Origin of the sequence: Pseudomonas sp. GL-R-19 (genome assembly GCF_019956375.1) — a bacterium.
Lineage (GTDB): Bacteria > Pseudomonadota > Gammaproteobacteria > Pseudomonadales > Pseudomonadaceae > Aquipseudomonas.
On sequence record NZ_JAHBDJ010000044.1, the window covers coordinates 93,285 to 115,270 of the forward strand.

Genomic DNA, 21,986 nt, shown 5'->3' on the forward strand with positions numbered 1-21,986 from the left:
GTGCTCACACGTCTTTGCGGATCGGCTCTTCGACTTTCTGTGCCTGCACGTCGATGGTGTGCGGCTGGTTCACCGAGGCCTGTGGCTGTACCGGTGGCACCGGTTGGGCCGGGTTCGCATTCGGGTCAGCCGGTTTTTCGTCGTCGTTCATGGCTTTCTTGAAACCCTTGATCGATTCGCCGACGTCAGTGCCGAGGTTTTTCAGTTTCTTGGTGCCGAACACCAGTACCACGACAACCAGGATGACGATCCAGTGTTTCCAGTCAAAAATGCCCATGCTGCTGCTCCTCTCTAATCGTTATTCAGGCGGACGGGCGCGAGGCTTTCTCGGCGTGTCCGGAGAGACCGAAGCGACGGTCCAGTTCATCGAGTACAGCCTGTGGATGCTGCCCCAATTGGGCGAGCATGACCATGCTGTGGAACCACAGATCGGCGGTTTCGTAGATCACATCGCTGCAGTCGCCGCTGACGGCGGCATCCTTGGCGGCAATGATGGTTTCGACCGACTCTTCGCCGACTTTTTCCAGAATCTTGTTCAAGCCCTTGTGGTACAGGCTGGCGACATACGAGCTGTCGGCGGCGGCGCCTTTGCGCTCTTCCAGTACTTCGGCCAGACGGGTCAGTGTGTCACTCATGTGTGTGCCCTGCGCAGTAGATGGCGTGCGGATCTTTGAGCACCGGGTCGACCGTTGTCCAGTCGCCGTTTTCAAAGACGCGGTAGAAGCAGCTCTGGCGGCCGGTATGGCAGGCGATGCCGCCGATCTGCTCGACCATCAGGATGATGACGTCGGCGTCGCAGTCCAGGCGCATCTCGTGCAGGGTTTGCACATGGCCGGACTCTTCGCCCTTGCGCCACAGCTTGCCACGGGAACGTGACCAGTAAATGGCGCGGTTCTCGGCAGCGGTCAGTTCCAGTGCTTCGCGGTTCATCCAGGCCATCATCAGGACGCGCCCGGTCTTGTGATCCTGGGCAATCGCCGGCACCAGGCCGTCGGCGTCCCACTTGATCTCGTCCAGCCAGTTTTTCATCTTCGACTCCGACAGCGGGCTCGACCCTTCAATAGTCGAGCTCAGGCGTTGAAACAGTGTGCCAGTCGTTCACACAACTGGCTATCGGCGCACGACCAGATACAAGCCGACCGCCATCATGATGCCGGCCGGCCAGTAAGCCAACTGGTTCAGCGGGCCGCCAGCGGCAAGGATTGCGCCTCCGGCCAGGTGGGCCGTGCCGAGCAGGCGCAGGAACCAGTCATCGCGGCGTCGATGCCAAGCTGGCGGCGGGTCGTAGGCGTGGGGTTGGGACATGCGTTCGAGCAGGTCGCGGGCCATGTTGGCCAGGTGCGGGATCTGTTCGAACTGGCTATGCACGTTGCCGAGCAGGGCTTTGGGGCTGACCCGCTCGCGCATCCAGCGTTCGAGGAATGGCTGCGCGGTGTTCCACAGGTCGAGGTCCGGGTACAGCTGGCGGCCGAGGCCTTCGATGTTCAGCAGGGTCTTCTGCAGCAGCACGAGCTGCGGCTGCACTTCCATGTTGAAGCGTCGCGCGGTCTGGAACAGGCGCATCAGCACCTGGCCGAAGGAAATATCCTTCAGCGGTTTTTCGAAGATCGGCTCGCACACCGTGCGGATCGCGGCTTCGAATTCGTTGAGTTTGGTTTCCGCCGGCACCCAGCCCGAATCGATGTGCAACTGCGCCACGCGACGGTAATCGCGCTTGAAGAAGGCGAACAGGTTGCGCGCCAGGTAATCCTGGTCTTCCGGGGTCAGGCTGCCGACGATGCCGCAGTCGATGGCGATGTACTGCGGGCTCCACGGATTCACGGTGCTGACGAAAATATTGCCCGGGTGCATGTCGGCGTGGAAGAAGCTGTCGCGGAACACCTGGGTGAAGAAAATCTCCACGCCGCGTTCGGCGAGCATTTTCATGTCGGTACGCTGGTCGGCCAGGGTCGCCAGATCGGTAACCTGAATGCCGTAGATGCGTTCCATTACCAGCACTTTCGGCCGACACCAGTCCCAATGGACTTGCGGTACGTACAGCAGCGGCGAGCCGTCGAAATTGCGCTTCAACTGGCTGGCGTTGGCTGCTTCGCGCAGCAGATCGAGTTCGTCGTAGATGGTTTTTTCGTAATCGCTGACCACGTCCACCGGGTGCAGCAGGCGCGCATCGGCCGAGAGTTTTTCGGCGGCGCGAGCGAGGATGAACAGCCATGCCAGGTCCTGGGCGATCACCGGTTTGAGACCAGGGCGGATCACCTTGACCACGACTTCTTCACCGGTTTTCAGTTGCGCGGCATGCACCTGCGCCACTGAGGCCGAGGCCAGCGGTTCGACATCGAAACGGCTGAACACTTCGCTGATTTTCTTGCCGAGTTGTTCTTCGATCAGCTTCACCGACACTTGCGAGTCGAACGGCGGAACGCGGTCCTGCAGCTTCATCAGTTCGTCGGCGATGTCTTCGGGCAACAGGTCGCGGCGGGTGGACAGGATCTGTCCGAACTTGATGAAAATCGGCCCCAGGTCCTGCAACGCCAGGCGCAAGCGCGCGCCACGGCTCAGGTCCAGGGTCTTGCGCGGGAACCAGCGCCACGGCAGGACATAACGCAGCGCCCGCAGGAACCAGGGCAGTGGCAGGGCGAACAGCAGGTCATCGAGGCGGTAGCGGATCACGACGCGCTGGATGCGCAACAAACGGCGGACGGCAAGCAGCTTCATGCGTTATCGCTTGGGTCGAGGGATCGGGAAAGGCGCTCGAAACGCGCCTCGAGACGTTCCAGATCAAGCTTGATCTGGTCCAGTTCACTGAATCGGGCTTCGGCTTCGCGCTGACCGACCAGGGTGCGCGACTCTTCGGCCAGGTACTCGCCCAGGTTCTGGCCCAGGCTGGCAAAGCCTTGCTGATACCAGCGGGCGCGGCTGCGCAGGTGACCGCCGACCAGTTGCGTGGCCACAGGGCCCAGCACGCGTGCGAGTTCGTACTCCCAGTCCAGCTCCAGGTCCTGGAGGATCGCCGCCAGTTCCAGCAGCACGCCGCTGTCGCCGTCGAGTTCGACTTCAGGGGTGTGCAGAACAGAAGTCTTGTCCTTGCTCATGGCCAGTTTCAGCAGGCTCGAAGCCGGTGCACGCAAGGTGCAGTCGGCGCCGGTTTCCCACTGGGAAGCGAGCATCAGGCCATCGTCGCTGGGCAGGATGAACAGTTGCAGCGCCGGGCTGCGGCAATCGACGGCAATCACTTTGCCGGTCAAATGCGCCAGCCGCGGCAGCGCCGTGCTGTCGAGACGCAGCACCCGGTTCAGGCCGAGTTCAACGCTGGCGAGCAGGCCGGCGAGCAGCATCAGGGCTTGATGCCACGGTGCAGGGCGACGATGCCTGCGGTCATGTTGTGATAGGTCACGCGGTCGAAACCGGCCTCGACCATCATCGACTTCAGGGTTTCCTGATTCGGGTGCATGCGGATCGATTCGGCCAGGTAGCGATAGCTTTCCGAGTCGTTGGTGATCAGCTTGCCCATCAGCGGCATGAAGGCGAACGAGTAGGCGTCGTAGGCCTTGGACATCAGCGCGTTGGTCGGCTTGGAGAACTCCAGCACCAACAAGCGGCCGCCAGGCTTGAGCACGCGCAGCATCGAGCGCAGCGCATCTTCCTTGTGGGTCACGTTGCGCAGGCCGAAGGCGATGGTCACGCAGTCGAAATGGTTGTCCGGGAACGGCAGTTTTTCCGCATCGGCCTGGACGAATTCAACGTTGCCGGACACACCGAGGTCCAGCAGGCGGTCACGACCGACCTTGAGCATGGATTCGTTGATGTCGGCCAACACGACCTGGCCGGTCGGGCCTACCAGATGCGAGAACTTGCGGGTCAGATCGCCGGTACCGCCGGCGATATCCAGCACGCGGTTGCCGGTGCGCACGCCCGACAGCTCGATCGCGAAACGCTTCCACAGACGGTGCATGCCGCCCGACAGAAGGTCGTTCATCAGGTCGTACTTGGCGGCTACCGAATGGAAGACCTCAGCGACTTTTTCCGCTTTCTGGCTTTCCGGAACGTTTTTGAAGCCGAAGTGAGTGGTGGGTTCGGCATCGCTGCCTTTGCGCTGATCAGTCATATCGCTGTCACCAAAAGAGAATGCGCGACATTCTAATCCCCAAGGCATGCTTTGTCTTGGCAAGGCTGAAGGTAAGATGGGTATCCATCGGGACGTTTTGACGCAGCAGGGGTCAAGATGCCTCGGGAAAGCATTCATAAAGCAGGAGTCATTCGATGGCCCGTATTAGTGTTGAACGTGCCCATGGCCTGGGTAAGGAAGCGGCTCGCGAGAAGGCCGACAAGCTGGCGCAGAAACTTTCCGATCAGTATGGCCTGGAACCGCAGTGGTCCGGCGACACCCTGAACCTCAAACGCTCGGGTGTGAAGGGCGCGGTGCATGTCGCCGAGGATTCGATTCGCGTCGAAGTGGAACTGGGCCTGATGATGTCGGCCATGAGCGGCATGATCAAAGCGGAAATCGAAAAGGCGCTGGATAAGGTCCTGGTCTGATTCCCGATTGAAATCACATCCCTTGCAGGAGTGAGCCTGCTCGCGATGACGGAATGTCAGCCAACATCAATGTTGACTGGTTAACCGCAACCGCGAGCAGGCTCACTCCTACATTTTTTATGTGGCGCGCCCGACGGTTTATGTCATTTGTTAGGGTGCCGTTTCTAATTTTTCTCCCTACTTTGTGCCAGTGCCCGACACTTGTCCGGGCGGTTCCTCAAACCTTCTGCGCGTGAGGTGCACCATGGCCAAAGTTATATTGAAGAAAAAAATCGATCCGTCGACCGGCACGCCGAGCGACGTCAAATCCTATGCCCGCAAGATCTGGCTGGCAGGCCTGGGTGCCTACGCCAAGATCGGCCAAGAGGGCAGCGAGTACTTTCAAGAACTGATCAAGGCCGGTCAGGTTGTTGAAAAGAAAGGCAAAAAGGTAGTTGCCGAGAAACTGGAAGCGGCCAATGCCGAAATTGATGAAGCCAAGAGTGAAGTCAGCACTTTCAAAGGCCGTGTCGAAGTTCAACTCGACAAGGTCGAGAAGGCGTTCGACACGCGTGTCGCAAGTGCCTTGAATCGTATCGGCATTCCGTCTAAACATGACGTTGAGACACTCTCTGCTAAGCTCGATGAGCTGACGGCATTGCTCGAACGTGTCGCGCGTAAATCTTAAGGAGAACGGGATGGCTGTTAAAAAGAAAACCGAAAAAGAAGGCAGCTCGTGGATCGGGAAGGTTGAAGAATATTCCCGAAAAATCTGGCTGGCTGGTTTAGGCGTGTACTCGAAGATCGACACTGACGGCAGCAAGCTCTTCGATACATTGGTTAAGGACGGCGAGAAAGCCGAGAAGCTCACCAAGAGCGCTGTTGGCAAGACAGTCGACGCCGCCAAGGACTCCGCTTCTTCGGCCAAGTCGCGCATCAGCGGCGTGAAAGATCGCGCACTGGGCAAGTGGGATGAGCTGGAGGGCGCCTTTGACAAGCGTCTGAACAGCGCCATTTCGCGTCTGGGCGTGCCGAGCCGCAACGAAGTCAAGGCACTGCACAGCAAAGTCGATTCCCTGACCAAGCAAATCGAAAAACTGACCGGTGCCAAGGTTGCGCCTGTTGCGGCGAAAACCGCGGCGGCCAAACCTGCTGCCAAGACTGCCGCCGCCAAGCCAGCAGCCAAAACTGCTGCCAAGCCACTGGCAAAAGCGGCGGCCAAGCCTGCTGCTAAAACCGCTGCTGCAAAACCTGCAGCGGCGAAGCCAGCAACCAAGCCAGCCGCTAAAACGGCTGCGGCAAAACCCGCTGCTGCCAAGCCAGCAGCCAAACCCGCTGCGGCGAAAAAACCTGCAGTGAAAAAGCCGGCAGCTCCAAAAGCCGCCGCGCCAAAACCAGCAGTGGCGGCTGCCAAACCGGCGACCCCGGCAGCTCCGGTCAGCGCATCGAACTCCGCTGCCGCGCCAACCCCTGCTGTCACCCCGACTGCCGCGCCAGCTCCATCGACGCCAACCAGTCAGTCCTGATTTTCAGGGCTCAAGAAAACGCCCGGCCTGTGAAGGTCGGGCGTTTTTGTTTGTGCGGAATTTGAGAGCACCACAGACCCACTGTAGGAGCGGTCAGGGTTATTCATGGTCTTTCAGATACTCCATCGCCATCTGTTCGGTCGCAGCCTTCATCGACGGCAGCAAGTGTGGCGCCACCAGCATCATGATCTGGTAAACCACCAGCCGCACCTCGCCTTCGCGATCGAGAATCCTCTGATAGTCCAGTGAGAACAGCAGGGTCAGGGTGATCTGCTCCACCAGTTGCCCCAATGCCTGGGTATCGCTGACCAGCAGCCCTTGCGCCTGTAATCGTGCCAGCAGCGATGCCAGTGTGCGCTTGAGTGCGTTGAGCAGATTGCGAATGCCCTTGGCCAGTTTCGGCAGGCGTCCGGCGAGGTTCGACAGATCCTGGAACAGGAACCGGTAGTGGGACAGGCGCTCGACGATCAGGTGCAGGAACAGCCAGTAATCTTCGGGTGCCAGTTCGACATCGGCCGGTGGATCGAGCAAGGGCGCCAGTTCGCCCTGAAAGCGCTCGAACAGCCCGAGAATCAGCGGTTCCTTGCCGTGGAAGTGGTAATAGAGGTTGCCCGGGCTGATGCCCATTTCATTGGCAACTTCCATGGTGGAGACATTCGGTTCGCCCTTTTGATTGAACAACTGCAGGGCACATTCGAGGATCCGGTCGCGGGTTTTCATCCAGTCTTCTTAATGATCGGGTCTTGCCACGGCCGGCATAGGCCGCGGCGCGTTGAACGTCAGCGCACGCGCACGTAAGTACCGGGTGCTGCCTCCATCGGTGGGTAGTTCTGGTTACCGAGCGCCATGTGGGTTTCCTTCTGCGCGCCGGAGCGTTCCTGAATCCAGCCCAGCCATTGGGTCCACCAACTGCCATCGACACGCTTGGCGTCGTAGTACCAGGCCCGTGGGTCGCTGCTCAGTTTGCCGTTCTCGACGTAGTTGGCCTTCGGGTTGTTCGGCGGGTTGAGGATGCTCTGCACATGACCGCTGTTGGACAGCACGAAGCGGCGCTCACCACCGAGCAGCAGCGTCGAGCGATAGACCGCGTCCCACGGTGTGATGTGATCGTTGATGCCGGCGACGCTGAAGCTGTCGACGGTGACCTTCTGCAAATCGATCGGCGTGCCACACACTTCCAGCCCGCCCGGGTGGGTCAGCGGGTTGTGCTTGAAGAAGTCCAGCAGGTCGCCATGCAGGGCGGCCGGCAAGCGCGTGTTGTCGTTGTTCCAGTAGAGGATGTCGAACGCCGGTGGCTCCTTGCCCAACAGGTAGTTGTTGACGAAGTAGCTCCAGATCAAATCATTGGGACGCATCCAGGCGAAGACCTTGGCCATGTCGCGGCCGTCCAGCACACCTTTCTGATAGGAGCGGCGCTTGGCTGCCTCCAGAGTCTGTTCGTCGGCGAACAGTGAAGCGGGGCTGTCCAGCTGGCTGTCGAGCAGGCTCACCAGATAGGTCGCGCTGGACACCCTGCGCAGCTGCCGCTTGGCCTGCAAGTGGCCTTGCAATGCGGCAATGGTCAGCCCGCCGGCGCAGGCGCCCATCAGGTTGACCTCGCGCGCGCCGGTGATCGCCCGGCAGACATTCATGGCCTCTTCCACGGCTTCCACGTAGGTCGAGAGCCCCCATTCGCGGTGACGCACATCCGGATTGCGCCAGCTGATGATGAAGGTTTGCAGGCCGTTTTTGAGGGCAAACTGGACGAAGCTGTTGTGGGGGCTGAGGTCGAAAATGTAGTACTTGTTGATTTGCGGCGGTACCACCAGCAAGGGCTTGGAATACTGCTTTTCGCTCATCGGCTTGTACTGGATCAACTCCAGCAGTTCGTTGCGAAACACCACGGCACCGGTGGTGGTGGCGACCGTCTTGCCGACCTCGAACGCTTGCTTGGTGACTTGCCGGGGCAGGCCATCGTTGTGCAGCAGATCGTCCACCAAATGGCTGATGCCACGCACCAGGCTGTTACCGCCGGAATTGAAAAGTTCCTTGACCGCCAGTGGATTGAGCAGGGTGTTGGAGGGCGATACGGCGTCGTTGAGCAAGGCGAAAGCGAAGTGGGCGCGGGCACGGTCGTCCGGGCTCATGTTGCTCTCGTCGATCCAGCTTTTGACCTGCTTCTGCCAACTTAAATAGGCCTGCAGGCTGCGGCGATAAAATGGGTTGAGGCTCCACGCGGGGTCGGCGAAGCGAGCGTCCTGCGGGTTGGTCGGGTGCAGGGTGTCACCCAGCAACACGCGGCCAAGCTGACCACCGAGCTTGAGGGCATGTCGGGCGCTGTGCACCGGATTGCGCAAGCCATGGGCGGCCACACTGCGCAGGGTCGAAAACAGATCCCGGCCGCGCAGGCCGGTAATCGCACTCTGTGCATTGATGAACGCGGCGGGAGTCGGTAGGGAATCCCTCGCTGGTTTCTCGCGCATGAGTCAACACTCCTTCGTCTTCAGGCCAAAAAACAAATACACCGAACCAGAACACCATAGACGCTGTAACGGGTTGTTGCGCGGCGCGGCGTCCTGCCGACCGCTGATGCAGCGCTTTAGCCGCCCAATGGCGCCGGACGCGGATGCATCACCGCGCGCTGGCGCTCCTCTTCCAGGAATTTCATGATGATCGGGGCCACCGCTTCGGCCCGGGTAATCAGGAACAAATGCCCGTCATCGATGATGTGCAGCTGGGCGTTGGGAATGCGCCAGGCCAGCAAGCGCATGTTGACCAACGGGATCAGTGGGTCATCGTCGCCGGCCAGTACCAGGGTCGGCTGACGGATCTTGTGCAACCAGTGAATGCTGGTCCAGCCGAGGCCGGCGAACAGTTGCCAGTAGTAACCGAGCTTGCCCGCTGAACGCACCTTGGCCGCATGGCTCGCGGCCAGCGTCGGGTCGCGACGGAAAGAGCCGCCGTAGATCATCGGCGCGATGCGGATCACGTGGGATGGCTGGATGTAACGTCGCGGGCTGGCCATCATCCACAGCACTTTCGGCTTGCCCGGCACCATCACCGCTCCCGCCGCCGTCGCCGCCAGCACGAGTTTCTTGCAGCGCTCCGGGTAGTCGTAAGCGAACTGTTGGGCCAGGGCGCCACCCCAGGACACACCGATGACGTTGACCTGCCCGTAGTCGAGATAGTCGAGCATCCGCGCCGTGAGTTTCGCCAGGCTCGGAAAACGATACGGCCGGTTCGGCGTCGACGAACCACCGACACCGGGTACGTCGAAGGCGATGACTTCCAGGTCCGGATCCAGCGCCGCGATGAACGGGAACACCAGCTCCAGGTTGGCGCCGATGCCGTTGAAAATCAGCAGGGGCGTCAAGTGAGGCTTGCCGGGGCGTACCGCCGTGCGGAGCGTCTGGCCATCCAGGTCGACGGTACGGAATATGAAGGGTTGCGGCATGCTTCAGGCCCTGTGGGTCGCTTTCTCGAATTCTTCCCTGTCCCTCCTGTAGGGGCAGCCGGTCGACGCTCGATTGCTCGCGAAAAACGCAAAGGCAACGCATTTATCCAGACAGCACGCGTTATCGTTGACGTTCATCGCGAGCGAGCTCGCTCCTACAAGGGGCGAGGTGTGTCAGTTACCGCTCATGCACATAGGTGCCTGGCGCCGCTTCACCCGCTGGATAGGCCTTGTTGCCCAATTTCAGCGGAGCTTTTTTCAGGTTGCCTGAACGTTGTGCCTGCCATGCCTGCCAGTGCAGCCACCAGGAGTCGGCATGCTTGGTTGACTCTTCCTGCCATTCATCGGCATTGGCGGGCATTTCGGTGCTGGTCATGTAACGCGATTTCGGATTGCCCGGCGGGTTCAGAATGCTCTGGATGTGCCCGCTGCTGGACAGCACGAATTCAACGTTGCCGCCGAACAGTTGCGCCGATTTGTAGCAGGAACGCCACGGGGTGATGTGGTCGTTGGTGCCGGCCAGCGAGAAGATGTCGGCGGTGACTTTCTTCAGGTCGATCGGCGTACCGCACACTTCCAGTGCATCGGCCCGGGTCAACGGGTTACTTTTGAACATCTCGATCAGGTCGCCGTGGAACGCGGCGGGTAATCGGGTGGTGTCGTTGTTCCAGAACAGAATGTCGAACACCGGCGGTTCATTGCCCAACAGGTAGTTGTTGACCCAGTAGTTCCAGATCAGGTCGTTGGGGCGCATCCAGGCGAAGACTTTCGCCATGTCGCGGCCTTCGAGGACGCCGGCCTGGTAGGAGTGACGCTTGGCGGCTTCAAGGGTTTGCTCGTCGACGAACAGGGCCACGTCGCTGTCCAGAGTGGTGTCGAGCACGCTGACCAGCAGGGTCAGGGCATTGACCTTGCTCTCGCCGATTGCCGCGTAGTGGCCCAGCAGCGCGGTGCAGGTGATGCCGCCGGAGCAGGCGCCGAGCATGTTCACGTCTTTGCTGCCGGTAATGGCGGTGACCACATCGACCGCTTCCTTGAGCGCTTCGATGTAGGTCGACAGACCCCACTCGCGCTGCTCCTTGGTCGGGTTGCGCCAGCTGACGATGAAGGTTTGCACGTTGTTGCGCAGGCAGAACCGCGCCAGGCTCTTGTCCGGGCTCAGGTCGAAGACGTAGAACTTGTTGATCTGCGGCGGTACCACCAGCAGTGGGCGTTCATGCACCTGCTCGGTGATCGGCTTGTACTGGATCAGCTCCAGCACGTCGTTGCGAAAGACCACCGCACCCTCGGTCACGCCGAGGGTCTTGCCGACCTCGAAGGCGCCCATGTTGACCTGGCTCGGCATACCGCCGTTGTGCACAAGGTCCTTGGCCAGGTGCGAGAGACCATCGAGCAGGCTTTTACCGCCGGTTTCGAAGAAACGCTTGACCGCCGCGGGGTTGGCCGCTGTGTTGGTCGGCGCGAAAGCTTCGGTCATGAGGTTGATCACGAAGTGCCCGCGACTGACATCCTTGGCTGGCAGGTTACTGTCGTCGATCCAGGCGTGGAGTTCCTTGCGCCACGCCAGGTAGGTTTGCAGATAACGTTTGTAGAGCGGGTTCTGGCTCCAGGCCGGATCCGCGAAGCGACGGTCATCGCTGGTCGGTTGCAGCTCGGATTTGCCGAACAGTACGTTCTTGAGTTCAAGGCCGAAATGCGCAACATGCTTCGCACTGTGCACGGGTTGCCTGATGGCCTGCCTGAGTACCATGCGAGCAGATGCCAGTAGATCCTTTCCACGCAGCCCAACGACAGGATTCAGGCCCAAGGTGTTTTCCGAGGCCTGATACTTCAAGTCATCGTTATTCTGTTTACTCATCTACGACGCTCCATTGTCCTGAGACGAGTACCGGGTCCTGCTGTGCAGTCACACAGCCAATGCCAGGTACTACTGCTCGGGGTGACCGTTAATACTGCACCGCTGCTTTTTTAATGCAGAGAGCACTGCAGGGAACTTGCCAGTTCCATTGGTTACCCGAGTTTAATTTTTTTCGCAAGCAGGCCAGTCGGTGGCCCTGAAGCGGAGCATTCAAACAGATGAAATTAGAAAATGCCCTCTAAAGAGCGAGAGGCTCGGATTAGAGCATCAGCTTGACGACGGATTCGTTCGGGTCGCGAGTTTTTCCGGCGGCTTTGAGCTCGGCCAGATAATCATCCCAGAGTGCGTCATAACGTCGCCCCAGCTCGTACAGATATTCCCAGGTGAACAAGCCACTGTCGTGACCGTCATCGAAGGTCAGTTTCAGTGCGTACTGACCGGCCGGTTCTACCTTGGTCAGGCCTACGTTGATCTTGCCAAATTGCAGGATGGGTTTGCCGTGGCCCTGGACCTCGGCGGAAGGAGAGTGCACGCGCAGGAACTCGGCGGGCAGGGTGTATTCCTCGCCGGACGCGTATTTGAGCGTCAGGGTTTTCGAGGCTTTGTGCAGCTTGATGTCGGTGGGGAGTTGGGTCATGAGCGCCGTTCCGTTGTGGATGGAACCCTGTAGGAGCGAGCCTGCTCGCGATGGTGTGTCAGTCGACATCAATGCAACTGACCGACCATCGCGAGCAGGCTCGCTCCTACAAGTATGGCTTACAGGATATAACGAGACAGGTCTTCGTTCTGCGCCAATTCGCCCAGGTGGCTGTTGACGTAGTCGGCGTCGATCTGGATCACCTTGTCGTCATGGGCGCTGGCCAGGTCGCCGGCGCTGAACGACACCTCTTCGAGCAAGCGCTCGAGCAGGGTGTGCAGGCGACGGGCACCGATGTTTTCGGTTTTCTCGTTGACCTGCCAGGCGATCTCCGCGATGCGCTTGATGCCGCTCGGCAGGAACTCGATGCCCAGGCCTTCGGTTTTCAGCAGGGCGCAATATTGCTCGGTGAGCGAGGCGTGCGGTTCGCTGAGGATGCGTTCGAAGTCTTCCGGGCTCAGTGCCTTGAGTTCAACACGAATCGGCAGACGACCTTGCAGTTCTGGTACCAGGTCGCTCGGCTTGCTCAGGTGGAACGCACCGGAAGCAATGAACAGGATGTGGTCGGTCTTGACCATGCCCAGTTTGGTATTGACGGTGCAGCCTTCGATCAGCGGCAGCAAGTCGCGCTGCACGCCTTCGCGGGACACATCGATGCCACCGGAATTGCCACGCTTGGCGACCTTGTCGATTTCGTCGATGAACACGATGCCGTGCTGCTCGACCGCTTCCAGCGCCTTGGCCTTCAACTCTTCATCGTTGACCAGACGGCTGGCCTCTTCATCGCGCACCAGCTTGAGCGCTTCCTTGACCTTGAGCTTGCGGCTCTTGTGCTTGCCCTTGCCCATGTTGGCGAACAGGCTTTGCAGCTGGTTGGTCATCTCTTCCATGCCCGGTGGCGCGGAGATATCGACGCCAGCCATTTCGGCGACTTCGATTTCGATCTCCTTGTCGTCCAGCTGACCTTCGCGCAGGCGCTTGCGGAACAACTGACGGGTGTTGGAGTCGGCAGTCGGGGCATCGTCACTACTGAAGCCCATGCGTGCCGGTGGCAGCAGTGCGTCGAGGATGCGCTCTTCTGCAGCGTCTTCGGCGCGGTGGCGAACCTTGACGATTTCCTGCTCGCGCAGCAGCTTGATCGCGGCATCGGCCAGGTCACGAATGATCGATTCGACGTCGCGGCCGACATAGCCGACTTCGGTGAACTTGGTCGCTTCGACCTTGATGAACGGTGCGTTGGCCAGTTTTGCCAGGCGACGGGCGATCTCGGTTTTACCGACACCGGTCGGGCCGATCATCAGGATGTTCTTTGGCGTGACTTCAACGCGCAGCTCTTCAGGCAGCTGCATGCGGCGCCAGCGGTTACGCAGGGCAATGGCGACGGCGCGCTTGGCATCATCCTGGCCGATGATGTGGCGGTTGAGTTCGTGGACGATTTCACGGGGAGTCATGGGCATGATATTCGGTGGACCTCAAGCAAGAATGGGCCGTGGTGCGGTGGCTGCACGGGCTTACTCGGCGCAGTCCTGCTCCTCAATGGTCTGAGTGTGATTGGTGAATACGCAGATGTCGGCGGCGATGCCGAGGGCGGTTTCGACGATTTCCCGGGCCGACAGATCAGTCTTTTTCAGCAGCGCACTGGCCGCGGCCTGGGCGTAACCGCCGCCGGAACCCATGGCAATCAGGCCTTCCTCAGGTTCGACCACGTCGCCGTTGCCGGTGATGATCAGGGAGGCGTCTTTGTTGGCGACGGCGAGCATGGCTTCGAGGCGGCTCAGGGAGCGGTCGGTGCGCCATTCTTTGGCAAGTTCGACGGCGGCGCGCACCAGGTGGCCCTGATGTTTCTCAAGTTGGCCTTCGAAGCGTTCGAAGAGGGTAAAGGCGTCAGCGGTGGCACCGGCAAAACCGGCGAGGACCTGACCGTGGTACAGGCGACGAACTTTTTTCGCGTTGCCTTTCATCACGGTATTGCCAAGGGAAACCTGGCCGTCGCCGCCCATGACGACTTTGCCGTGGCGGCGAACTGAAACGATGGTGGTCAAGGGAAGAGTCTCCACGCAGCGGGGCGAAAATGCCTTATGCCCATTCATATGGGGGTGCTGGAGTGGATTTCAACTGCGGGGCGAGACGAGGGACGAATGGTGTGAATCGAGTTCTGGATATAGTGCCCTTTCAGGCGCATTCGCTGGCAAGCCAGCTCCTACAGGGTTTGTCGAATATTCTGTAGGAGCTGGCTTGCCAGCGAAGAACGATGACGCGGTGGTTCTGACGGGATCAGCGGCTCTGGCGTTGTTGTAACAACAGATTGCTGAAACCCGCACCGGCCAATTGTTTCTGCGCCGTGGTCAGTTGTTCCCGGTTACTGAACGGACCGACCAGCACCCGATACCAGGTTTCATCCTTCACCGTGCCCGATTCAACCGCTACAGCCTGACCCAGCAGGATGATCTGCGCCCGAACCTTGTCCGCATCAGTCTCTTTGCGGAACGAGCCAGCCTGCAGGAAAAACTTCGTCACCGGCGCCGCCTTGACCGCAGGTGCGGGTGGCGGCGTGATCCCGGCCAGGGCTGCCTGGGCGCGAGCCGTATCGATCTTCGCCGCTTCGGCCGGGGTGACCGGCGTGGTCGGGATGACCGGCACTTGTGGCGTCGGCAGGGTTTTTTCCGGCACGGCATCCGGCGGCACGATGACTTCCGATTCCGGAAGCAAGGTGTAGAAGTCGTACTTTGGCTTCACCGGTTGCGTCGGGCTCGGCGGGGTCTTGTTGGCCTCGGCGATCTTGCTGGCTTTCTGCTGTTGCTGTTGTTCGACCTTTTCGCGCTTGACCGTGTCGCTGCCCTTGCCCGGCTCCAGCTTCATCAGAAATACGATGAAGGCGCCGACCGTCAGGCCGATGGCCATCCACAGCCAGCCCGGGATCGGTTGCTTTGCAGGAGCTTGGTAACGGCTGGCGCCACGCTTGGGTGCAGGTTTTTTCTTGGCAGCCAACTTACATACGCTCCAGAGTTTCCAGGCCCAAGAGTTCCAGGCCTTGCTTGAGAGTGCGTCCGGTCAGTGCGGCGAGGCGCAGACGGCTCTGCATTTGTGCCGGGGTATCGGCGGCGAGGATCGGGCAGTTCTCGTAGAAGCTGGAGAACAGGCCCGCGACGTCGTACAGGTAAGTGCAAAGGATGTGCGGGGTGCCTTTTTCGGACACGTTGTTCAGGATTTCACCGAACTGCGCGAGCTTCGCCGCCAGCTCGTGTTCGTGCGCCGCTTCCAGAACGATCTGGCCGTCGACTTCGCTGAAGTCCTTGCCGAGTTTGCGGAACACGCCGGCCACGCGGGTGTAGGCGTACAGCAGGTACGGCGCGGTGTTGCCTTCGAAATTGAGCATCAGGTCGAAGTTGAAGCTGTAGTCACTGGTGCGGTGCTTGGACAGGTCGGCGTATTTCACCGCGCCAATGCCCACGACCTTGGCGATGTTGCGCAGTTCGGCTTCGGCAAGCTCCGGGTTCTTGTCCTTGACCAGGGTGTAGGCGCGTTCCTGGGCTTCGGTCAGCAGGTCGATCAGCTTCACGGTGCCGCCATCGCGGGTCTTGAACGGGCGGCCGTCAGCGCCGTTCATGGTGCCGAAGCCCATGTGTTCCATTTCCATCGGATGGGTCACGAAGCCGGCCTTGCGCGCCACGGCGAACACTTGCTGGAAGTGCAGGGCCTGACGCTGGTCGACGAAGTACAGCGCACGATCGGCCTTGAGCTTGCCGCTGCGGTAACGCACGGCCGCCAGGTCGGTGGTGGCGTAGAGGTAGCCGCCGTCAGCCTTGACGATGATCACCGGCAGCGGGTCGCCATCGGCATTCTTGAATTCGTCGAGGAACACGCACTGGGCGCCGTTGCTCTCGACCAGCATGCCCGCCGCCTTCAAGTCGTTGACCACGTTGATCAGGTCGTCGTTGTAGGCGCTTTCGCCCATCACGTCGGCCATGGTCAGTTTGACGTTGAGCAGTTCGTAGATCTTCTGGCAGTGGGACAGCGAGATGTCCTTGAACTTGGTCCACAGTGCCAGGCAATCGGCGTCGCCGGCCTGCAGCTTGACCACCAGGCCACGGGCGCGGTCGGCGAACTCTGCGGATTCGTCGAAGCGTTGCTTGGCGGCGCGGTAGAAGTTTTCCAGGTCCGACAGTTCGTCGCGGGTGTACGGGTTTTCCTGCAGATAAGCCATCAGCATGCCGAACTGGGTGCCCCAGTCGCCGACGTGGTTCTGACGGATCACGGTGTCGCCGAGGAATTCGAGTACCCGGGCCACGCCGTCGCCGATGATGGTCGAACGCAAGTGGCCGACGTGCATCTCTTTGGCCAGGTTCGGTGCCGACAGATCGACCACGGTGCGCTGTACCGGGCCAGCCTTGCGCACGCCGATGTGGGCGTCGGCCAGGGCGGCGTCCAGGCGGGTCGCCAGGGCGTCGGTGTTCTGGAAGAAGTTCAGGAAGCCGGGACCTGCGATTTCGGTCTTGGCGACGTTTTCGTCGGCCGGCAGCGCAGCGATGATTTTTTCCGCCAGATCGCGGGGCTTCATGCCGGCCGGCTTGGCCAGCATCATGGCGATGTTGCTGGCGAAGTCGCCGTTCTTCTTGTCGCGGGAGTTTTCCACCTGGATCGCCGGCGACAGGCCTTCAGGCAACACACCTTCGTTGACGAGTTGGGTGATGGCTTGTTGGATCAGCTGGCGAATGGTGTCTTTCATGGTCTTCTCTTTCGACCGCAGGCGCGGCGGCGCATCATGCGCTGGTGGAAAAACTGGGCATTATCCGTTGCGAAGACGGGCTTGCCAACCTTAGCAGGCAGGATGTGGATGTGTGGTGACAATTTGGCCGTCTTCGCTGGCAAGCCAACTCCTACAAAGACCCGACGTGACTACTGTAGGAGCTGGCTTGCCAGCGAAGGCAATCTTCCAGTCAATACAAATCTACGGGATCTACATCCAAAGACCAGCGCACCGCCCGTCCGCTCGGCATCTGCTCCAGCACCAGCAACCAATTGGCCAGCAACCGATGCAGCGGTGCCCGCGCCGTAGCCTGCAACAACAACTGCGCACGATAGCGCCCGGCCCGGCGCTCCATCGGTGCCGGGACCGGTCCCAATAGCTCGATTCCCGTCAGATTCTGCTCGGCCAGCAAGCGTTCTGCCTCGCTGCACGCCTCATCCAGGAAGCCTTCGGCCTGACCCGGTTTGTGCGCCTCGGCCCGCAGTAGCGCCAGGTGCGCAAACGGCGGCAAACCGGCCGCACGGCGTTCGCTCAAGGCCTGTTCGGCAAAGGCGAAATAGCCTTGCTCGGTCAATTGCACCAGCAACGGATGGTCGGCCAGGTGCGTCTGGATAATCACTTTCCCCGGCTCTTCGGCGCGGCCTGCGCGGCCTGCGACCTGGACGATCAGCTGAGCCATGCGCTCGCTGGCGCGGAAGTCGCCGGAGAACAGGCCGCCGTCGGCGTCGAGGATCGACACCAGCGTCACCCGTGGAAAGTGGTGACCTTTGGCAAGCATTTGCGTGCCGATCAAAATGCACGGCTGACCTTTTTGAATGGTTGCGAACAACTGGTTCATCGCGTCCTTGCGCGATGTGCTGTCGCGGTCGACCCGCAGCACCGGATAGTCCGGGAACAGAATCGCCAGGCGCTCCTCGGCCCGTTCGGTGCCGGCGCCCACGGGGCGGAGATCGACCTTGTTGCACTTGGGGCACTGGCGCGGCACACGCTCGACGTAGCCGCAATGGTGGCAGCGCAATTCACCGTGACGCTGGTGCACGGTCATCCGCGCATCGCATCGCTGGCACTCGGACATCCAGCCACAGTCATGGCACAACAGAGTCGGGGCGAAGCCGCGGCGGTTGAGGAACACCAGTACCTGCTGCCCGGCAGCCAGGGTCTGTCCAATGGCCTGTTGCATCGGCCCGGAAATGCCGCTGTCCAGCGGGCGGCTTTTGACATCCAGGCGCAGGAAGCGCGGCTGTTTGGCACCGCCGGCGCGCTCGTTCAAGCGCAGCAGCCCGTAGCGGCCGGTGTAGGCGTTGTGCAGGCTTTCCAGCGAAGGGGTGGCGGAGCCGAGGACGATCGGGATGTTTTCCTGTCGCGCCCGCACCAGCGCCAGATCGCGGGCGTGATAGCGCAAGCCTTCCTGCTGCTTATAGGAGCCGTCGTGTTCTTCGTCGATGATGATCAGGCCGGGGTTCTTCATCGGTGTGAACAGGGCCGAACGGGTGCCAATAATAATGTCGGCCTCACCGTCCCGGGCGGCCAGCCAGGCCTCGAGGCGTTCGCGGTCATTGACCGCCGAATGGATCAACGCGATGCGGGCATTGAAACGCTGTTCAAAGCGCGCCAGGGTCTGTGGGCCGAGGTTGATTTCCGGGATCAGCACCAGTGCTTGCTTGCCGGCCTCCAGAGTTTCGCGGATCAACTGTAAATAGACTTCGGTCTTGCCGCTGCCGGTGACGCCGGCCAGCAGGAACGCGTGATAACTGTCGAAGCCGGCGCGAATCGCCTCATAGGCGGCGCGTTGCTCCGGGTTCAGCGGCAGTTCCGGTTGCGCCAGCCAGTGTTCGTGGCGTACACCCGGGGCGTGGCGGCGGATCTCGACCTGCACCAGCTCCTTGGCCAGCAGCAAATCCAGGCTGTCCTTGCTCAGCATCAGTTTGCTCAGCAACTGATGAGCGACACCGTGGGGATGCTGGGCCAGCGTGGCCAGGGCTTCGCGCTGGCGCGGGGCGCGGGCGATGCGCGGATCATCGAGGCTGGCGCCCGGCGCGGCGGACCAGAAACGCTCCTGGCGTGCTTCGGCCAGCTCACCCTGGCGCAGCAAAACCGGCAACGCCCAGCTCAAGGTGTCGCCGAGGCTGTGCTGGTAATACTGGGAGGTCCACAGGCACAGCTTGAACAGTGCGGGCGGCAGTGGTGGCGTAGCGTCGAGCAGGGCCAGGGCCGGCTTTAGTTTCTCGGCCGGGACTTCGCTGGTGTTGGTGACTTCCACCAGAATCCCGATCATCTCGCGCCGGCCGAACGGTACCCGCAGGCGCATGCCGGGGTGCAGTTGCGCGCGCAGGATGCCGGCCGGAGCGCGGTAGTCGAACAGGCGGCGCAGCGGCGAAGGCAGGGCGAGGCGCAGAATGGCGTTGGGCACGCGGGGGGGTCTCGATCAACAAACAATAGGGGGCGTGACATATAACCTGTAGGAGTGAGCCTGCTCGCGATAGCGGTCTTGCATTCAACATTGCGGCGACTGGCAGACCGCTATCGCGAGCAGGCTCACTCCTACAGGGGATCGCGTATTGGGCCGGGAGCCTAGCAGACGACTGGTTTCAGGGACAGCTTGCGTGATCATGATTGTCTGGTAGAATCCGCGGCCTAATTACGTGCGGTATTCAACAATAGTGTTGGGTGGCGGCACGCTAGCCTGAGGAAGACACCATGAAAGCTGATATCCATCCAGAATACCCGGCAGTTGCTGTTACCTGCAGCTGCGGCAACAAGTTCGAAACCCGTTCGACCTTCGGCAAAGCCCTGGCGATCGACGTTTGCAACGAATGCCACCCGTTCTACACCGGTAAGCAGAAGACTCTGGACACTGGCGGCCGCGTTCAGCGCTTCGCCGACCGTTTCGGTGCTTTCGGCAAGAAAGCTCCAGCTGCTGCAGAGTAAGGTTAAAGAGCCTTATGGGCTTTTCCTTGCTGTTAAAAAAGGCGTCCCTTGCGGGCGCCTTTTTTGTGTCCGCGATTTGGCTGTCTGGCGCCCAGGCGTTTTGCCCGGCACCCAGCGGCTTGACGTCCGTCGCGGTGCAGCGGGTAGTGGACGGCGACACCCTGCGCCTGAGCGATGGCCGCAGCGTGCGCATGATCGGCTTGAACACGCCGGAGCTTGGCAAGAAGGGCCGTTCCGATGAACCATTCGCCGTGGCCGCGCGCAAACGCCTCGAAGCCCTGGTGGCGGCGAGTGACGGGCGGGTTGGGTTGGTGCCTGGCGAAGAAAGCGAGGACCATTACGGCCGCACCCTGGCCCATGTCTACGGTGCCAATGGCGCCAACCTCGAAGCGCAGATGCTCGCCGAAGGCCTGGGTTTTCTGGTGGCCGTGGCGCCGAATGTCGATCTGGTCGCCTGTCAGCAAGCGGCCGAGCGCAGTGCGCGTCAGGCCGGGCTCGGGTTGTGGCGCCAGTCACCTGTACTGAAAGCGGAGCAGATCAGCGCTTCCGGCTTTGCTGTGCTCAGCGGTCGTGTGAGCAAAGTGCAGCGTAATCGCGGCGGAGTTTGGATCGAGTTGCAGGATTCGGTTGTATTACGCGTTGCGCCCAATCTGCTGACGCGTTTCGATGTGAACTCGCTGGAAAGCCTCAAGGGCAAGCAGGTCGAGGCGCGCGGCTGGGTGCTGGATCGCTCGCGCAAAGGCGGTATCAAGGATGGCCAGGCGCGCTGGATGTTGCCCTTGACCGATCCCGCGATGCTGCAAGCGGCGCAGTGATAAAAAATTGTAGACATTTTTTCTGTCAATTGTGAACAGTCCGGCCCTTGTGTGCCGTGGCTCTTGGCCCAAAGTCGTAGGGCCGGGCGCTTGACAGGGGTGACCGGTCAGTCTTGTGGGGACTTTGCGAGGGGCGTATCCTCGCTGACCAGTCTGTCCAACAGTAAAAAGCGGAATGCCAAAATGTCTGATCTGAAAACTGCCGCTCTCGAATATCACGCCAATCCTCGTCCAGGGAAGCTGAGTGTCGAGCTCACCAAGGCCACTGCTACCGCTCGCGACCTGTCGCTGGCCTACAGCCCGGGCGTAGCCGAACCAGTACGCGAGATCGCCCGCGATCCTGAGCTCGCCTACAAGTACACCGGCAAAGGCAACCTGGTTGCAGTTATTTCCGATGGCACCGCGATTCTCGGCCTGGGTAACCTCGGCCCATTGGCTTCCAAGCCAGTGATGGAAGGTAAAGGCGTACTGTTCAAGCGCTTCGCCGGCATCGACGTTTTCGACATCGAAGTCGACTCCGAAAGCCCGCAAGCCTTCATCGACACCGTCAAGCGTATCTCCATTACCTTCGGTGGCATCAATCTGGAAGACATCAAGGCACCAGAGTGCTTTGAAATCGAACGTGCTCTGATCGAGCAGTGCGATATCCCGGTATTCCACGATGACCAGCACGGCACCGCTATCGTGACCGCCGCCGGCATGATCAACGCCCTGGAAATCGCTGGCAAAACCCTGCCGGAAGCCAAGATCGTCTGCCTGGGTGCCGGCGCTGCCGCCATCTCCTGCATGAAGTTGCTGGTGAGCATGGGCGCCAACATCGAAAACATCTACATGGTCGACCGTACCGGCGTGATCCACTCCGGCCGCGACGACCTGAACCAGTACAAGGCTGTGTTCGCTCACGCGACCGACAAGCGCACCCTGGCTGACGCCCTGCAAGGCGCTGACGTGTTCGTAGGCCTGTCCGGTCCGAACCTGCTGAGCGCTGAAGGCCTGCTGTCGATGGCGCCTAACCCGATCGTGTTCGCCTGCTCCAACCCTGATCCGGAAATCGCCCCGGAACTGGCGCACGCCACCCGTAACGACGTGATCATGGCCACCGGTCGTTCCGACTACCCGAACCAGGTCAACAACGTACTGGGCTTCCCGTTCATCTTCCGTGGTGCCCTGGACGTTCGCGCCAAGCGCATCAACGAAGAAATGAAAGTGGCTGCGGCCAACGCCCTGCGCGAACTGGCCAAGCTGCCGGTGCCTCAGGAAGTGTGCGACGCCTACGGCGGCATCAAGCTGGAATTCGGTCGTGAGTACATCATTCCGAAGCCAATGGATGCCCGCCTGATCACCCTGATCTCCGATGCTGTGGCTAAAGCCGCCATCGAGACCGGTGTGGCAACCCTGCCGTATCCGAAGAACTACCCGCTGAAAAGCGTGGATGATGTGTTCAACGGCTAAGCCGTTGTAGCGCTTCAACGAAAAGCCCCGGCTTGTGAGAGTCGGGGCTTTTTTGTGCCTGTGAAGAACGGAAAA

The 21,986-nt window shown here is 60.7% G+C and carries 22 protein-coding genes; 6 read left to right on the forward strand and 16 right to left on the reverse strand.

The window, feature by feature from the left end; genetic code table 11:
- Positions 1-4: 4 nt before the first annotated feature.
- From KGA83_RS21265 to ubiE, 6 genes are all read right to left on the reverse strand, one after another.
- On the reverse strand, positions 5-277 hold the full coding sequence (locus KGA83_RS21265) for a twin-arginine translocase TatA/TatE family subunit (RefSeq protein WP_108216223.1): 273 nt from the start codon (positions 275-277) through the stop codon (positions 5-7).
- Between the two features lie 25 nt (positions 278-302).
- Entirely contained in the window at positions 303-635 is a 333-nt protein-coding gene (locus tag KGA83_RS21270) for a phosphoribosyl-ATP diphosphatase (RefSeq protein WP_007975564.1), read from the reverse strand.
- Positions 628-1,029 (reverse strand): phosphoribosyl-AMP cyclohydrolase, encoded by a 402-nt coding sequence (gene hisI / locus KGA83_RS21275; RefSeq protein WP_108216225.1) that lies wholly within the window; start codon positions 1,027-1,029, stop codon positions 628-630. Before hisI ends, KGA83_RS21270 begins: the two co-directional genes overlap by 8 nt.
- An 81-nt stretch (positions 1,030-1,110) precedes the next feature.
- A complete protein-coding gene (ubiB, locus tag KGA83_RS21280) occupies positions 1,111-2,715 on the reverse strand; it encodes a ubiquinone biosynthesis regulatory protein kinase UbiB (protein WP_108216226.1) in 1,605 nt (534 codons plus the stop codon).
- Entirely contained in the window at positions 2,712-3,335 is a 624-nt protein-coding gene (locus tag KGA83_RS21285) for an SCP2 domain-containing protein (RefSeq protein WP_108216227.1), read from the reverse strand. The genes ubiB and KGA83_RS21285 overlap by 4 nt, the downstream gene beginning before the upstream one ends.
- Positions 3,335-4,105 (reverse strand): bifunctional demethylmenaquinone methyltransferase/2-methoxy-6-polyprenyl-1,4-benzoquinol methylase UbiE, encoded by a 771-nt coding sequence (ubiE, locus tag KGA83_RS21290; RefSeq protein WP_008005057.1) that lies wholly within the window; start codon positions 4,103-4,105, stop codon positions 3,335-3,337. The genes KGA83_RS21285 and ubiE overlap by 1 nt, the downstream gene beginning before the upstream one ends.
- A gap of 155 nt (positions 4,106-4,260) precedes the next feature.
- Here ubiE and KGA83_RS21295 point away from each other — a divergent pair, with 155 nt between their 5' ends.
- The 3 genes from KGA83_RS21295 (at position 4,261) to KGA83_RS21305 (ending at position 6,041) form a co-directional block, all read left to right on the forward strand.
- On the forward strand, positions 4,261-4,536 hold the full coding sequence (locus KGA83_RS21295) for a polyhydroxyalkanoic acid system family protein (protein WP_108216228.1): 276 nt from the start codon (positions 4,261-4,263) through the stop codon (positions 4,534-4,536).
- Positions 4,537-4,780: 244 nt separating this feature from the next.
- A complete protein-coding gene (locus KGA83_RS21300; protein WP_108216229.1) occupies positions 4,781-5,203 on the forward strand; it encodes a phasin family protein in 423 nt (140 codons plus the stop codon).
- A gap of 10 nt (positions 5,204-5,213) precedes the next feature.
- Positions 5,214-6,041 carry a phasin family protein gene (locus tag KGA83_RS21305; RefSeq protein WP_223530802.1) on the forward strand — a complete coding sequence of 276 codons (828 nt, stop codon included), beginning with the start codon at positions 5,214-5,216 and terminating at the stop codon, positions 6,039-6,041.
- 99 nt (positions 6,042-6,140) lie between these two features.
- Here the strand turns inward: KGA83_RS21305 and KGA83_RS21310 are convergent, their stop codons facing one another.
- The 10 genes from KGA83_RS21310 to KGA83_RS21355 all read right to left on the reverse strand — a co-directional run bounded on the left by KGA83_RS21310 (position 6,141) and on the right by KGA83_RS21355 (position 19,126).
- Positions 6,141-6,761 carry a TetR/AcrR family transcriptional regulator gene (locus tag KGA83_RS21310; RefSeq protein ID WP_108216231.1) on the reverse strand — a complete coding sequence of 207 codons (621 nt, stop codon included), beginning with the start codon at positions 6,759-6,761 and terminating at the stop codon, positions 6,141-6,143.
- A gap of 59 nt (positions 6,762-6,820) precedes the next feature.
- Positions 6,821-8,503 (reverse strand): class II poly(R)-hydroxyalkanoic acid synthase, encoded by a 1,683-nt coding sequence (phaC, locus tag KGA83_RS21315; RefSeq protein WP_223530803.1) that lies wholly within the window; start codon positions 8,501-8,503, stop codon positions 6,821-6,823.
- Positions 8,504-8,619: 116 nt separating this feature from the next.
- On the reverse strand, positions 8,620-9,474 hold the full coding sequence (gene phaZ, locus KGA83_RS21320) for a poly(3-hydroxyalkanoate) depolymerase (protein WP_108216233.1): 855 nt from the start codon (positions 9,472-9,474) through the stop codon (positions 8,620-8,622).
- A 178-nt stretch (positions 9,475-9,652) separates the two neighbouring features.
- Positions 9,653-11,332 carry a class II poly(R)-hydroxyalkanoic acid synthase gene (gene phaC, locus KGA83_RS21325; RefSeq protein WP_108216234.1) on the reverse strand — a complete coding sequence of 560 codons (1,680 nt, stop codon included), beginning with the start codon at positions 11,330-11,332 and terminating at the stop codon, positions 9,653-9,655.
- Between the two features lie 259 nt (positions 11,333-11,591).
- A complete protein-coding gene (locus KGA83_RS21330) occupies positions 11,592-11,969 on the reverse strand; it encodes a gamma-butyrobetaine hydroxylase-like domain-containing protein (protein WP_218429683.1) in 378 nt (125 codons plus the stop codon).
- A gap of 119 nt (positions 11,970-12,088) precedes the next feature.
- Entirely contained in the window at positions 12,089-13,426 is a 1,338-nt protein-coding gene (hslU, locus tag KGA83_RS21335) for an HslU--HslV peptidase ATPase subunit (RefSeq protein ID WP_108216236.1), read from the reverse strand.
- A gap of 54 nt (positions 13,427-13,480) precedes the next feature.
- Positions 13,481-14,011, reverse strand: a complete 531-nt coding sequence (gene hslV, locus KGA83_RS21340) for an ATP-dependent protease subunit HslV (RefSeq protein ID WP_223530804.1) — start codon at positions 14,009-14,011, stop codon at positions 13,481-13,483.
- A gap of 232 nt (positions 14,012-14,243) precedes the next feature.
- Positions 14,244-14,957, reverse strand: a complete 714-nt coding sequence (locus KGA83_RS21345; protein ID WP_108216237.1) for an SPOR domain-containing protein — start codon at positions 14,955-14,957, stop codon at positions 14,244-14,246.
- Position 14,958: 1 nt separating this feature from the next.
- Positions 14,959-16,695, reverse strand: coding sequence for an arginine--tRNA ligase (argS, locus tag KGA83_RS21350; protein WP_108216238.1), 1,737 nt, complete (start codon positions 16,693-16,695; stop codon positions 14,959-14,961).
- Positions 16,696-16,906: 211 nt separating this feature from the next.
- Entirely contained in the window at positions 16,907-19,126 is a 2,220-nt protein-coding gene (locus tag KGA83_RS21355; protein ID WP_223530806.1) for a primosomal protein N', read from the reverse strand.
- 287 nt (positions 19,127-19,413) lie between these two features.
- Between KGA83_RS21355 and rpmE the strand changes: the two genes are divergently transcribed.
- From rpmE to KGA83_RS21370, 3 genes are all read left to right on the forward strand, one after another.
- A complete protein-coding gene (rpmE, locus tag KGA83_RS21360; protein ID WP_053153366.1) occupies positions 19,414-19,644 on the forward strand; it encodes a 50S ribosomal protein L31 in 231 nt (76 codons plus the stop codon).
- A gap of 14 nt (positions 19,645-19,658) precedes the next feature.
- Positions 19,659-20,459, forward strand: a complete 801-nt coding sequence (locus KGA83_RS21365; RefSeq protein WP_108216240.1) for a thermonuclease family protein — start codon at positions 19,659-19,661, stop codon at positions 20,457-20,459.
- Between the two features lie 183 nt (positions 20,460-20,642).
- On the forward strand, positions 20,643-21,911 hold the full coding sequence (locus KGA83_RS21370; protein WP_095942355.1) for a malic enzyme-like NAD(P)-binding protein: 1,269 nt from the start codon (positions 20,643-20,645) through the stop codon (positions 21,909-21,911).
- Positions 21,912-21,986: the final 75 nt, after the last annotated feature.